Origin of the sequence: Paraburkholderia sp. SIMBA_053 (genome assembly GCF_046534895.1) — a bacterium.
Taxonomy (GTDB): Bacteria; Pseudomonadota; Gammaproteobacteria; order Burkholderiales; family Burkholderiaceae; genus Paraburkholderia; species Paraburkholderia caledonica.
The window spans coordinates 456,145-469,210 of sequence record NZ_JAWRXU010000001.1; the positions used below are offsets into that span (position 1 = coordinate 456,145).

General features: G+C 63.1%; 12 protein-coding genes and 1 riboswitch. Of the genes, 5 read left to right on the top strand and 7 right to left on the bottom strand.

Going from position 1 to position 13,066, the window contains the following annotated elements; translation table 11 throughout:
* Positions 1–23 precede the first annotated feature (23 nt).
* Positions 24–1,169 (bottom strand): porin, encoded by a 1,146-nt coding sequence (locus tag SB753_RS02105; RefSeq protein ID WP_020067885.1) that lies wholly within the window; start codon positions 1,167–1,169, stop codon positions 24–26.
* A 653-nt stretch (positions 1,170–1,822) separates the two neighbouring features.
* Here SB753_RS02105 and treA point away from each other — a divergent pair.
* Positions 1,823–3,517, top strand: a complete 1,695-nt coding sequence (treA, locus tag SB753_RS02110) for an alpha,alpha-trehalase TreA (protein WP_204521508.1) — start codon at positions 1,823–1,825, stop codon at positions 3,515–3,517.
* 148 nt (positions 3,518–3,665) lie between these two features.
* Positions 3,666–4,247, top strand: coding sequence for an alpha-ketoglutarate-dependent dioxygenase AlkB (locus SB753_RS02115; RefSeq protein WP_410798740.1), 582 nt, complete (start codon positions 3,666–3,668; stop codon positions 4,245–4,247).
* A gap of 47 nt (positions 4,248–4,294) precedes the next feature.
* Here the strand turns inward: SB753_RS02115 and SB753_RS02120 are convergent, their stop codons facing one another.
* Positions 4,295–4,930: a carbonic anhydrase gene (locus tag SB753_RS02120; RefSeq protein WP_027778561.1), complete on the bottom strand. Its 636-nt coding sequence runs from the start codon at positions 4,928–4,930 to the stop codon at positions 4,295–4,297.
* A 78-nt stretch (positions 4,931–5,008) separates the two neighbouring features.
* Here SB753_RS02120 and SB753_RS02125 point away from each other — a divergent pair, with 78 nt between their 5' ends.
* Entirely contained in the window at positions 5,009–5,158 is a 150-nt protein-coding gene (locus tag SB753_RS02125; protein WP_410798741.1) for a hypothetical protein, read from the top strand.
* Between the two features lie 94 nt (positions 5,159–5,252).
* On the opposite strand, the gene SB753_RS02130 is transcribed toward SB753_RS02125, so the two are convergent.
* Positions 5,253–5,525: a DUF1488 domain-containing protein gene (locus SB753_RS02130; protein ID WP_020067889.1), complete on the bottom strand. Its 273-nt coding sequence runs from the start codon at positions 5,523–5,525 to the stop codon at positions 5,253–5,255.
* Positions 5,526–5,737: 212 nt separating this feature from the next.
* Between SB753_RS02130 and SB753_RS02135 the strand changes: the two genes are divergently transcribed.
* A complete protein-coding gene (locus SB753_RS02135; protein WP_410798743.1) occupies positions 5,738–7,231 on the top strand; it encodes an MDR family MFS transporter in 1,494 nt (497 codons plus the stop codon).
* A 74-nt stretch (positions 7,232–7,305) separates the two neighbouring features.
* Here SB753_RS02135 and cobM read toward each other — a convergent pair whose 3' ends face one another.
* From cobM to cbiE, 4 genes are read right to left on the bottom strand one after another with little or no spacing between them, the layout of a single operon-like run.
* Entirely contained in the window at positions 7,306–8,031 is a 726-nt protein-coding gene (gene cobM / locus SB753_RS02140) for a precorrin-4 C(11)-methyltransferase (protein ID WP_410798745.1), read from the bottom strand.
* 29 nt (positions 8,032–8,060) lie between these two features.
* Entirely contained in the window at positions 8,061–8,783 is a 723-nt protein-coding gene (locus SB753_RS02145; protein WP_087754844.1) for a cobalt-precorrin-6A reductase, read from the bottom strand.
* Positions 8,780–9,868, bottom strand: coding sequence for a cobalt-precorrin-5B (C(1))-methyltransferase (locus tag SB753_RS02150; RefSeq protein ID WP_020067893.1), 1,089 nt, complete (start codon positions 9,866–9,868; stop codon positions 8,780–8,782). Before SB753_RS02150 ends, SB753_RS02145 begins: the two co-directional genes overlap by 4 nt.
* 5 nt (positions 9,869–9,873) lie before the next feature.
* Positions 9,874–11,133, bottom strand: coding sequence for a precorrin-6y C5,15-methyltransferase (decarboxylating) subunit CbiE (cbiE, locus tag SB753_RS02155; protein WP_410798747.1), 1,260 nt, complete (start codon positions 11,131–11,133; stop codon positions 9,874–9,876).
* Positions 11,134–11,216: 83 nt separating this feature from the next.
* Positions 11,217–11,405: riboswitch (cobalamin riboswitch) on the top strand.
* An 82-nt stretch (positions 11,406–11,487) separates the two neighbouring features.
* Between cbiE and cobG the strand changes: the two genes are divergently transcribed.
* The gene (gene cobG, locus SB753_RS02160; RefSeq protein WP_410799597.1) at positions 11,488–13,059 is read left to right on the top strand and encodes a precorrin-3B synthase; all 1,572 of its coding nucleotides are present in this window, start codon (positions 11,488–11,490) and stop codon (positions 13,057–13,059) included.
* Positions 13,060–13,066 lie beyond the last annotated feature (7 nt).

A 13,066-nucleotide genomic window follows, 5' to 3' on the forward strand; every position in this document is an offset into this window, starting at 1 on the left:
AATGCGGCACTCGACGCCACTGCTTAGAAGCGATGGCGGATACCGACGGTGCCAACCACTTGCGAACTGGTGGACGAAGCGCTCACGCCGACGATGTCCGCAGTAATGCCCGAGTTGCCGGTGCTGCCCACATGCTGGTATGCGGCTTCAGCATAGACGTCGGTACGCTTGGACAACGCGTAGTCCGTTTGCACGGTGACCTGATGATACTTCGGGCTCACGCCGTCCAGACGCGCGTCGGTAAACGTGTACGCGCCCGACACCGACAACGCCGGCGTCAACGCGTAACGGCCGTTCACTTCGTAGTTCGTGAAGCGTGCGCTGCCGCCCGTCAGAGCCAACCCGCTGCTCGTGCCCGATGCCGACGAACTGATCGCGCTCGCGCCGTTCAGTTGCGTTTGCGTCACGACGAGACCGACGTTCGCCGGGCCGAAGGCATAGCTCAAACCGGCGCCGTACGTGCGTTGGCGCGCCGCCGTGAAGGTCGAGTCGCCAGTCGCAACGGCGCCGCTGGTGTTCGTCGACGAGCCGCCGCCGTTCAGTTGCAGATAGCCCGCCGCGACCTTCAGGCCGCCGAACACGTACGACGCGCCGACGCTGTACGCGCGGCTATCGGCGAAGCTGCCCGCCGCGTTCGAGAATCCGTATAACGCGCCGAATTTAAAGCCGGCGTAATCGACGCTCTGGAATTTGACAGCGTTGTTGATACGCACCGAGTTGTTCAGGTTGTCGTTGTCATATGGGTGTGACGCCAGCGTGCCGCCATACTGCGTGCCGTTTAGCGCAAGCGGCGCGAGATAATCGACCACGCTGTCGTACTGGCGACCCAGCGTGACGGCGCCGTACTGGTTGCTCGACAAACCGACGAACGCCTGCCGCCCGAACTCGCGGCTGTTCTGACCAAGCTTGCCGGTAGACAGATTGAAGCCGTTTTCAAGCACGAAAATTGCTTTCAGGCCATTGCCGAGATCTTCCGCACCGCGCAGGCCCCAGCGATTGCCGTTCAGAATGCCGCTTGCCTGCTGGAAGTTGCTGCTGCCGCCCGAATTGCTCGTATAGGTCAAGCCTGTATCGATCAGGCCGTAGAGCGTGACGGAGCTTTGTGCATGAGCGACGCCCGCGGCGCCGGCAAGAGCGAGCGAGAGGCTCGACAATACGTATTTGTTCATTGAATATCTCCTGAATCCAATAGCGGCTGCTATTGAGCGGCGGAGAATACCGCAGAAATTCAAAACCTATTTTTCACTATATTACGACGTTGCTTTTTAGCGACGTCATTGCGATTTAACTTTCGTTTTATTTCCTTTAACACGCTTAACCTCCGCGCCAAATGAAATGGGGCGCGTCTCGCGGAAGACGCGCCCCAAGTGCCTGATTTACAAAAGCGCTCGGAATCTCAGGCAAATCGAGAATAGCATATGGACAGTCTCACAACAACGCAGATTCAATCGCTTTATTCTTCCACATTATTGCATTAGTAAGTTATGGAAATAATGAATCAGCGATTGAAACAATTCCATTGGTTATTTATTTAACAGCAAAGACATTTCGCCTGATTCGAAAAGCGTTGTGGGCACGTCAGTGGTAGCAGCTACCAGCGTCGATCAAAGTTCGCCGACACAGACATTCGACGCAATCGTTTCGGCATCCGAACTAAACGACCGTCAACCATGACTCTTCGACAATGCGCTCAACGCATTCACCGTGCATAGTTTGAAGCGCGCCCGGTTTTATGCCATGCTAGCCACGCCCCAACGCGGGCCATGAAAACAGAGGGCGTAAGAGGCAGACCAATCCTGTTGTCCATTCCTCAGGAGGAGACATGATTGTGTCATCGCAAGCGCGCAGCATTAGCCGTGCCGGGAATGTGTCCGGCGTTCCCGGCGTCCTCGTTCAGCCCTCCCTCCCCGCCGCGCGATTGAAGTACTTGCATCGCGCGGCTGCTGTTTCAGGCTTTGCCTTCCTCGTTGGGCTGTCATCCGTCTGTCGAGCCGACACGCAAGTAGGTGGCACTCTGCCGCCCGCGCCCGATATTCTGTACGGCGACCTCTTCGTTGCCGTGCAAACCGCGCAGATCTATCCGGACCAGAAGACCTTTGTCGATGCAACGCCAAATGCGGACCCCGCCGTCATCGTGCAGCTTTATCAGCAGCAGCGAGGCAAGCCCGGGTTTTCGCTGGCGAATTTCGTGAACCAGTACTTCACGCCGCCGAGCGAGCCGGTCATCACGCCGCCCGCCAATCAGACGCTGCGTGAGCACATCAACTGGCTATGGCCTGCCCTCACCCGCACGACCACGAGCGCGCCGCCGAACAGTTCGCTGATTCCGTTGCCAAAACCCTATGTCGTGCCGGGCGGCCGTTTTCGTGAGGGCTACTACTGGGACACCTACTTCACGATGCTCGGCTTGCAGGAAGCGGGCCGTGAGGACCTCGTCGACAACATGCTCGACAACTTCGCGTACATGATCGACACGTTCGGCCATATTCCAAACGGCAATCGCACCTACTACCTGGACCGCTCGCAGCCGCCCTTCTTCTCGCACATGGTGGAACTCGCGGCGAAGGTGGAAGGCCACGGCGTCTATCAGAAGTACCTGCCCGCGCTACGCAAGGAGTATGGCTACTGGATGCAGGGCGAGAAGTCCACGCCGGCCGGCTCGGCGACCCGCAATGTCGTAGTGATGCCCGATCGGACTGTACTGAACCGCTATTGGGACGAACTCGACACGCCTCGCGACGAATCGTATCTGGAGGACATACAGACCGCGCAGAAAGCCACCGGGCGCAATCCGAACGACGTCTACCGCGAACTGCGCGCCACTGCGGAAAGCGGCTGGGATTTCAGCTCGCGCTGGTTCGGCGACAACATGACGCTCGCGACGGTGCGCACGACGTCGATCATCCCTGTCGATCTGAACAGCCTGATGTTCCACCTGGAGATCAGCATTGCGAAAGGCTGCAGCGAGACGCGCGACTTCCGCTGTGTCGGCGAATTCGCAGGACGCGCCGCGAAGCGCGCGCTCGGCATCAATCGCTACCTGTGGAATCCGAACGGCTACTACGGCGACTATGACTGGCAGCTCGCGAAACCGCGCGACAACAAGACCGCCGCCATGGTGTTCCCGTTGTTCGTGGGCGCGGCATGGCCGGAGCGCGCGCAAAAGACTGCACAGCAAGTGCAGTCGACGTTATTGCAACCCGGCGGACTCGCGACGACAACCTACAACACCACCCAACAGTGGGACGCGCCGAACGGCTGGGCGCCGCTGCACTGGGTCGCGATTCAGGGCTTGAAGCGCTATGGCCACGACGCCCTCGCCCAACAGATCGGCACGCGATTTCTTACCGACGTGAAAGGCGTCTATGCGTCGGATAAGAAACTGGTCGAAAAATACGTAGTCGAGGGAGCGGGCACGGGCGGCGGCGGCGGTGGCGAATATCCGCTTCAGGACGGCTTCGGCTGGACCAACGGCGTAACGCTCAAACTGCTCGATCTGTACAGCCCCGGCGAGTAGCGGCGTTTCCAGGGACGCAAACAGGCTCAAGCGCGGACACGGGCAAGAGGTCCAGCCTGCGGGCAGCAATACTGTATAAAAACACAGTATAATGCCTTGCATGAACCGACTATTTGCCGGCCGGGCCGCTCGCGCCCGGCATTGAACCATGGCGTCCCAGCAATGCCTGTTTGCTCCTGAACCCGTTGCGCTATTCGGCGACAGCGACGGCGGAATACGCTACCTGCCCGACTCTGTCCCGCCCGTTCTCGCGCAACGGTGGTTCGACGAGGCGTTACGCAACATAGGCTGGAGCAGCTATCAGCGCATGATGTATGAGCGCGAGGTGCTCGTGCCCCGTCTGATCGCGACCTTCCTGCGCGAATCGGCTGACCTGCCCACGCCGCTTGGCGAAGCGTTCGAGACGGTGCGTTCGCTGGTCGGCGCGCCGTTCAATCGCGTGGGGCTCAACCTTTATCGCGACGAGCACGACAGCGTCGCGCCGCATAGCGACAAAACGGCGAATCTGGTGCGCGGCGAGCCGATCGCGATCGTGTCGCTCGGTGCAAGCCGCCGCATGACGGTCCGTCCAAAGAAAGGCCCGGGCCGCGCAGTGCATGTCGAACTCGAACCGGGCAGTTGCCTCGTCATGAGCTACGCATCGCAGTTCACCCATGACCACGGCATTCCCAAGCTCAATGAGCGCGTTGGGCCGCGCATCAGCCTGGCGTTCCGCTGCTACAGCGGCTAGCGGCACGAGCTGCATGCCGCGTGCGCGGCGCACTGAGATACCGTCAATCAGACCGCGTAAATGTTCGGATTCTCGAGCAGCGGCACGAATTGGCCGGTGCGGCCGTCGAGTGCAAGCATTACGCCGCTTTCAATCTGGAAGATCCAGCCGTGCAATTGCAGCGTCTTGTTCGCGAGCCCGACAGCGACCGACGGATGCGTGCGGATATTGGCCAGTTGCGCGACCACGTTGTCCTTGACGAGCGCGTCCAGACGCTCTGTGGGCGACTGATAGGTGCGCGACGCATTGATCGCCTTCGCCGCATCGGCGTGACGCAGCCAGCCGGCCACTGCCGGCAAATGTTCCAGGTTCGTATTGGTCGTAATTGCGGTCATCGCGCCGCAGTTCGAATGGCCGCATATCACGATGTCGCGTACCCCGAGCACGGCGACCGCGTACTCGACTGTCGCCGATACGCCGCCAGGCTCCGGACCATACGACGGCACGATATTGCCCGCGTTGCGGATCACGAAGAGCGCGCCCGGCTCCGCTTGCGTCAGCAGTTCAGGAACCACGCGGCTGTCCGAACACGTCACGAAAAGCGTGCTCGGACTTTGCGCGGTCGACAGGCGCTTGAACAAAGCACTTTGCTGTGGAAACACTTCACGTTGAAAGCGGATCAAGCCCTCGATGATTTCCTGCACGATGTTCTCCCGATAATCGAAGATACGCGGCACGCCTTGCATGGCCGCGGCGGTTCGCGCGAACTATATCGCGTTGCCGTGGCGTCGGCAGGCATGGCGGTGGGCTATCGGGGCGGCGCAATCGGCCAGGCACTCGTGAACTCACCGCTTGGCGCATGGACTGGCTACAAGTGCTGCAACGGCTCGCAGCATAAGCGCCGCCGAGCCGCCGAGCCGCTGAGCCGCTGAGCCGCCGAGCCACCGCAGATTCATCGGCTAGAACAACCGTCGAGCCCGGCGCATGCCGGACCCGTCGACGGCAATGACCGCGGCAGCGCCAATGCTAAGGCCCCGTCTTGTCGAAGTCGCGCGTCTCCAGTTCCACCGACTGCCCGCCGTTCTTTTCCAGCACCCGCTGGGTAGCCTTTTCAATCTGCGCGCGATTGGCTTCGAACGTACCTACGAGATCGTGAGCCGACGGCCCGCCGTTGCCGAAATGGTCGTTTAGCGCGTCGAGCGAGACGCTGCACCAGACGTCTTTTCCATCGACATTGGCTTCGAAGGCGACGCGTGCCGCCGCCACCACTTCACGGCGTCCGGTGAATTCGATCCTCATAATGACCCTCCATGTGTCGAAAGAACCTTGCAAGTCGCAAGTGCTGTGCCAAACGGCGCAGGGCGCCGATGGCGCCGCTCGCATGCGAAGATTCTGTGCAAGGTGCATACTCGGGGTCGGCCGCCTCCGAACGGCCGTGCTCATGCGTCGCCGCGTGCAGGTCGAGCGCCAGGCGGCCGGACGCACCCACTATTCTGATCCAACTTCGCCCCATGTCCCGCAATCCGCAATCGTCGCGTCCTTTAGTCATTGCCGCCGTGATGGCTTCCATGGCGATGGTCGCCATCGAAGCCACCATCGTTTCCACCGCCATGCCGCAGATCGTCGCGCAACTCGGCGATCTGCATCTGTATAGCTGGGTATTCTCTTCGTTCCTGCTCACGCAAACGGCAATGACCGTGGTGTTCGGCAAACTCGCCGATCTGTACGGCCGCAAGCCGGTCATGCTGGCCGGCATCGCGATCTTCCTGATCGGCTCCGTGCTCGCGGGCTTCGCATGGTCGATGCCGGCCATGATCGCGTTCCGGCTGATTCAAGGCATCGGCGCGGGCGCGATCCAGCCGGTCACGCTGACCATCGTCGCGGACCTCTACCCTGCGCGCGAACGCGGCAAGGTGCAAGGTTATCTTGCAAGCGTGTGGGCGATTTCAGCGGTGGTGGGACCGATGGTCGGCGGCTTCATCATCCACAACTTGTCGTGGGCGTGGATTTTCTGGATGAACGTGCCGATCGGCCTCGCATCCGCAGCAGGATTTATCGCGTTTCTACGAGAGTCCGAGCGGCATGCGCGCCCTTCTATCGACTTCGCGGGCGCGGCGCTTTTCATGGCCGCGATAGCCGCGTTGATGACTGCGCTTACCTGTGCGGGCGACGACGACCTCGCGCACGCATCGATGGCCGGCGGTGCATTCGTCGTGTGCCTGCTGCTGTTCGTGCTGCAGGAGCGCCGCGCAAAAGAACCGATGATCTCATTCGCGCTCTGGAGCCGCCGCCCGATTGCCGCGTGCAACGGCGCGACCTTGCTGTCCGGCATGATCCTGATGGGCTCGACCACGTTCCTGCCGATGTATGTGCAAGGCGTGCTCAATCGCTCGCCGGTGATAGCGGGCCTCGCGCTCACGATGATGATGGTCGGCTGGCCGGCCGGCGCCACGCTCGCCGCCAAGTCGTTTCATCGCATTGGCTTGCGGCGCATGCTGATTTGCGGCAGTGCTTTCATTCCCATCGGCGCGGTGCTGCTGCTGTTTCTCGCGCCGGGCGGCTCGCCGCTCGTCGCCGCATTCGGTTCGCTGATCATGGGTTTCGGCATGGGCACGTCGAGCGTCAGCTGTCTCATTCTGATTCAGGAAATCGTGAAAATGGACGAACGCGGCAGTGCAACGGCGTCGAATCTGTTCTCGCGCAATCTGGGCAGCACGCTCGGCGCCACGCTATTCGGCGCTGTGCTCAACTTCGGCCTCAGCCACTCGCACGGCGTCGCCGTCGTAACGTCGGACCAACTGAAAAGCCTGCTGCAAAATCAGGCCGCGAGCCTCGGTGGTGGCGAAGCAATCCGCATGGTGCTGCATCAATCGCTGCACCTCACGTTCATTTCGATCTTCGCAATCGCGATTTTCGTGGTGCTGCTGCTGACTCTCGTGCCGGCCATCATCATCGGCACGGAGAAAAAGATGCCGGTCGAAGCGCTTGCACCGCTCGAAGACTAGCTGTTGCCGGTAGATGGACGGACGTGTATGTCGAATGGCCGACGCGCGAATGCAATCGAAAGCCTTCCGATACGTCAGGCTTTCGCGTACAGCGTCGAATTCGCAAAGCCTTCGGCCGCGAGCACCTGTCCGACCAGAATCAACGCGGTGCGCTCGATCTGCGTGGACTGGACCTTCCCGAGAATGTCGTCGAGTGTGCCCGTGATCTTTTCCTCGTCCGGCCAACTCGCGCGATAGATCACCGCGATCGGACATGCGCCGCCATAATGCGGCCGCAGTTCTTCGACGATGCGCGCAAGGTGCCGCACGCCGAGATGAATGGCCATCGTCGCACGATGCCGCGCCAGATCGGCAAGCTGTTCGCCCTCAGGCATCGTGGTTTTGGTCGCGTAGCGCGTGAGAATCAGCGTCTGCGAAATGTCTGGCAATGTGAGTTCGCAGCCGAGCGCCGCCGCGCAAGCAGCGGTCGCGGTCACGCCCGGTACGATTTCGTAGGGAATTGCAAGCTCGCGCAACCTGCGAATCTGTTCGCCGATCGCGCCGTACAGCGAAGGGTCGCCGGAGTGCACGCGCGCTACGTGCTGACGTTTATCGTGCGCGCTTTTTAGTAACGCCACGATCTGGTCGAGGTCGAGTTCGGCCGTGTTCACCACCTGCGCCGCCGAATGCCCTTCGAGCACCGCAGCCGGCACTAACGAACCTGCGTAGAGAATCACGGGACAACTGCGCACGAGACGCTGCCCCTTCACCGTGATCAGCTCCGGATCGCCAGGACCCGCGCCGATAAAAAACACCGTCATTCAATACTCCATTGATTCAAGCGGACGACTCAACGTGACAGATGCAGCGCGTCAAGCAACTCCGCCACGCTTTCGAATTCACGATCCGCCGCGGGCAATGAAGGTCGACGCAGCATCACGACAGGCAGGCGGCGCTCACGTGCGACTTCAAGCTTGGCCTCGGTCGCACTGCCGCCGCTATTTTTGCTGACTACGACGTCGACGTGTTGCAGCGCGAAGAGCGCACGCTCGCCTTCGAGCGTAAACGGTCCGCGTGCCGCGATTATGCGGGCGCGTTCCGTGTCTTCGTGCGAGTCGAGACAGCGCACGAGCCAGAATTGATGTGGCGGAATCTCGTCGAGATGCGAGAGCGGTTCGCGTCCGAGCGTGAAGAGCGGTCGCTTGAACGGCGCGAGCGCCATGGTGAGTTCGTCCCAGCCGTCGACCATGCGCCAGTCGTCGCCGGCGCGCGGCTGCCACGCCGGTCGACGCAGCGCCCAACACGGCACGCCCGCGTGACGGGCCGCATTCACAGCATTCCCACTGATCTGCGCCGCGTACGGATGCGTCGCATCGATCACGAGGCCGATCTCTTCATCTGCGATATACCGTGCCATGCCTTCGCTGCCGCCGAAGCCGCCGACCCGCACGCTGCATGGCAGATCGTCGGGCACCTTGCCGAGTCCCGCGAGACTGTACACGTCGACGGAAGTAAGTTGGCGGGCAATGCGTAAAGCGTCGCCGGTGCCGCCGAGCAGCAGAACCTTTGTCATCGCGCGACTCCGATCAGCTTCCCCGCGCGGTCGATCGCGAACATCTCCACGTTCACCTGCGGCGGCACGATTTCGCGTGCGACGGCAAGCGCGTGCGCACAGACAATATCGCCGAGCGGCACCTGCTCCGCGTGCGCTAGCGCGACCGCTTGCTGACTCGTATTGGCCGCGCGGATCGCGGATTGCAACGCGTCGTCGGCGCCCTGTTCGGCGGCCCATGCGGCGAGCCGTTCAAGATCGATGCTCGAGTTGCGGCTATGCAGATCGAGATGGCCCGCCGCGAGCTTGCTCAGCTTGCCGAAGCCGCCGCAAATACTCAGGCGCTCGACCGGCGCGCGCTTCATATGTTTGAGCACCGCGCCGACGAAGTCGCCCATTTCGATCAGCGCGATATCGGGTAATGCGTAGTGCGAGCGCATCGCGTCTTCGCTTGCATTACCTGTACACGCGGCGAGATGCATGTAGCCGTTAGCGCGCGCAACGTCGATGCCCTGATGAATCGACGCGATGTAGGCCGAGCACGAAAACGGCCGCACGATGCCGGTCGTGCCCAATATCGACAGGCCGCCCACAATCCCGAGCCGCGGGTTCATCGTTTTGAGCGCGAGCGCTTCGCCGTCCTCAACGCCAATCGTCACTTCGAAACCGCCGCCATAGGCATGCTCGGCAGCGAGTTCTGCAAGATGCTCGCTCATCATTTTGCGCGGCACCGGGTTGATCGCCGGTTCGCCGACGGCGAGCGTCAACCCCGCACGCGTCACCGTGCCCACGCCCGGCCCGGCGCGGAACACCACACCTGGCTCAGGGACCAGACGCACGCGCGCGAACACCACGGCGCCGTGCGTGACATCGGGATCGTCGCCGGCATCCTTGATCGTGCCCGCTTCGGCGCCGTCATCGGTCAACCGGCAGAAGACGAGCGGCATCGGCACATGCTGGCCCTTGGGCAACACGATTTCGGCCACCTCGCTGACCACACCCGCGAGCAGCAGACGCGCGGCCGCCAGCGACGTGGCGGTTGCGCAACTGCCGGTCGTGTAGCCGCTGCGCAGCGGTGCGGGTTGTTCAGGCGTTTCGTCGCGCATGAGCGTCACGCCGATGAAGCAGCGTTGGTGTTATCGGCAACACTATGGACGCCATCGGCAGCGCAACGCTTCACCACATCGTACAAGGTGATCGGCAGCGCTTGCCGCCACGTATCGAAGCCACCGAGCGGCTGAGCGTCCGCAAGCGCAATTCGCGTGAGCGTGCCGCCATGTTTGTCACGCCATGCAGCGAGCGCCGCCTCGCCTTGCAGCGTGACCGCGTTCGCGACCAGCCGGCCGCCGTCGCGCAAATTGTCCCAGCACCCTTCGAGCACGCCGGGCACCGTCACGCCGCCGCCGATAAACACCGCATGCGGCGCGGCCAACCCTTCGAGCGCTTGCGGCGCGCGGGCCGCCACGAGTTGCAAACCCGGCACGCCCAACGCATCGCGATTGTGCTCGATGAAGCGCTGACGCTCCGCGTGCCCTTCGATGGCGATCGCCCGGCAAGTCGGATGCGCGCGCATCCACTCGATGCCGATCGAGCCGCTGCCCGCACCCACGTCCCACAACAATTCGCCGGGCGTCGGTGCGAGTCGCGCGAGCGTGATCGCTCGCACATCGCGTTTGGTGAGCTGGCCGTCGTGACGGAACGCGTCGTCGGGCAGACCGCAGGTGAGCGGCAGGCGCGGCGCGCCTTCGGTGGCGCGGCATTCGAGCGCGACCAGGTTCAGCGCGGCGACATCGCCCGGGGACCATTGATCCGCACGGCCGTCGATGCGCCGCTCGTCGTCGCCGCCAAGGTGTTCGAACACGGTCATCCGCGTTGCGCCGAAACCTCGCGCGCTCAGCAGGTCGGCAAGCGCGGCGGGTGTGCGCCCGTCCGCGCTGAGCACGAACACGCGCGCGCGGTCATGCAAATAAGCGTTCAGCGTGGGCAACGGCCGCCCAACTACCGACACCATGGCCACATCCTGCAACGGCCAGCCGAGCCGCGCCGCCGCGAGCGATAACGACGACGGCGCGGGCAACACGCGCAGTTCACTGGGCGGCAACTGTCGAGCCAGCGTCGCGCCGACGCCGAACAGCATCGGATCGCCGCTCGCCAGCACGCACACCGAACCGCCGCGCTCGGCCAGAAGCGGCGCGAGATCGAATGGGCGCGGCCACTCGGCGCGCCGCGCCGCCAGCCGCGCGGGCAACATCGACAGATGACGTTCGCCGCCGTAAATCACCGACGCCTCGAGCAACGCACGCCGTGCGGGCCGCCCCAAACCGGCGAAGCCGTCGTCGCCAATGCCCACTACCGTCAGCCACGCCGACATGCACCCTTCCTCATTTTGTATCTCAAACAATGCACTGCGCCACGCCGGTCAAAGCGTCCAGCCTCGTTGTGCTATCCGAAAAAGGGCATAATACAGCCGCCGGTGCCCTTCGGGGCCTAACAGGGAACACAGCGGGAAGATTGCCGCTGTGGCTGCCCCCGCAACTGTATGCAGCGAGTCCGCCTGCGCTTGGCGCCACTGGTTCAACCGGGAAGGCCGCAGCGGACGACGACCTGCCAGCCAGGAGACCTGCCGGCCAGACTGTTCGTGCCAGCCAACATCGGGCGGGGTGTACCGATGCCGCAGCAATGCCGTTTTGACCGCTTGCTCGGGCCGTCGCGCGACGCTAACCCGGTGTCCGTCTTGAATCCAGCTTCGCCCTCCACTCTCTTGGCCGACGCGGCATCTGCGCTGCGGCCCTCGGCGTGTCCGGGCCTGCTGCGGATCGTGGCGGCGCGCGACGGCGGCATTTGTCGGATCAAGCTGCCAGGCGGCGAATTGAGCGCGGCTCAGGCCGAGGCGGTCGCCAACGCGAGCGCGCAGCATACGGCGGGTGTGATCGAACTGACGAATCGCGCGAATCTGCAATTGCGCGGTGTTCGGGCCGGCCATGAAGCTGCGCTGGTCGCCACGCTGATCGATGCGGGGCTCGGACCGGGCGCTGCAAGCGGCTCTGAAAGAATGGGCGATAGAGCGCCGACCGATTCCGCCGAAGACGATCACGATCACGGTCACGATCGCGATCGCGATCGCGATCGAAACGCGCACGCACTCGATGCAGCCGCCGCTGACGACGTGCGCAACGTCATGATCAGCCCCACTGCCGGACGCGACCCATGCGCACTGTTCGACACCAGACCTCTGTGCACCGCCCTTCTCACGCTGCTGCAAAGTGAAGCGCGTTTCGCGGCACTATCGCCGAAATTCGCGTTATTGGTCGACGGCGGCGAGCGGCTCGCGAGAGTGGACCACCCGCATGACGTGTGGCTCGCGGCAGCACAAGATTCGGCCGGAGCGGTGCGCTTCGTGTTCGGGCTCGCGGGCTGCCCGACCGTGGATGCAAACGCGAGCGCAAACACGCACATCGGCGGGAAGTCACCATCATCAGGCAACGCTGCGAACTCGTCCGAAAGATTGCATGCGGATGCGACAGGCGCGTTGGCCTCGGTGCTGCCGTCGCAAGTTCCGGCGCTCGTGCGCGCGTTGCTGCATACGTTTCTCGATCTTGCCGCTGCCGACGCCACGCGTATGCGTCATCTGCTCGACACGCATTCGGCGGACGCGATATTGCAGCATGCGCAAACCTACGTGGATTTTCCATTGACACGCGACGCGACGCTCGGCGGCTGGCGTCGCAGCACGACCGCCGATGCCTCGCTGCGCCTCGGCGCACATGCGCAACGCGCCGCGGATACATGGCATGCCGGCGGTCAACCGCCGCTCGGCCGTATCGATGCGGCCACGCTGCACGGCCTCGCCGCGCTCGCGCAACAACATGGCGACGGCACGCTGCGCATCACGCCGTGGCAAAGCGTGCTGCTGCCCGATATCCGGACGCTCTCAGTGCCCGTTGTGCTTGCCGCGCTGAACGCGCTGGGCCTCGCATGCGATTGCGCCGAAGCCATCACACACCTGATCGCGTGCGCCGGTTCCACTGGCTGCGCGAAAGGCCTCGCGGATACCAAAGCCGACGCATTGAATCTCGCGAAGCGCCTACCCGCCAGCGTCGACGTGCATTTGAGCGGATGCCCGCGCTCATGTGCTGCCGCGCATTGCGCGCCGTTTACGCTGCTCGCTGCGGCGCCGGGCATGTACGACCTTTTTCGACGCGACCAGGGCCCCGGCTTCGGTCGATGCGTCGCGCGCCAACTGACAGTCGAACAGGCCGCCGACACGATCGCGCGCCTTGTTCGAAGCGACACATGAGTGACAC

Excerpts from the sequence above, each read along its gene's own strand:
- SB753_RS02130 (WP_020067889.1), bottom strand. The coding sequence starts at position 5,525 with ATGAGGATCGAATTCACCGGACGCCGTGAAGTGGTGGCGGCGGCACGC.
- SB753_RS02105 (WP_020067885.1), bottom strand. The coding sequence starts at position 1,169 with ATGAACAAATACGTATTGTCGAGCCTCTCGCTCGCTCTTGCCGGCGCC.
- SB753_RS02150 (WP_020067893.1), bottom strand. The coding sequence starts at position 9,868 with ATGCGCGACGAAACGCCTGAACAACCCGCACCGCTGCGCAGCGGCTAC.
- SB753_RS02115 (WP_410798740.1), top strand. The coding sequence starts at position 3,666 with ATGGCGTCCCAGCAATGCCTGTTTGCTCCTGAACCCGTTGCGCTATTC.
- cobM (WP_410798745.1), bottom strand. The coding sequence starts at position 8,031 with ATGACGGTGTTTTTTATCGGCGCGGGTCCTGGCGATCCGGAGCTGATC.
- SB753_RS02145 (WP_087754844.1), bottom strand. The coding sequence starts at position 8,783 with ATGACAAAGGTTCTGCTGCTCGGCGGCACCGGCGACGCTTTACGCATT.
- SB753_RS02135 (WP_410798743.1), top strand. The coding sequence starts at position 5,738 with ATGTCCCGCAATCCGCAATCGTCGCGTCCTTTAGTCATTGCCGCCGTG.
- treA (WP_204521508.1), top strand. The coding sequence starts at position 1,823 with ATGATTGTGTCATCGCAAGCGCGCAGCATTAGCCGTGCCGGGAATGTG.
- cbiE (WP_410798747.1), bottom strand. The coding sequence starts at position 11,133 with ATGTCGGCGTGGCTGACGGTAGTGGGCATTGGCGACGACGGCTTCGCC.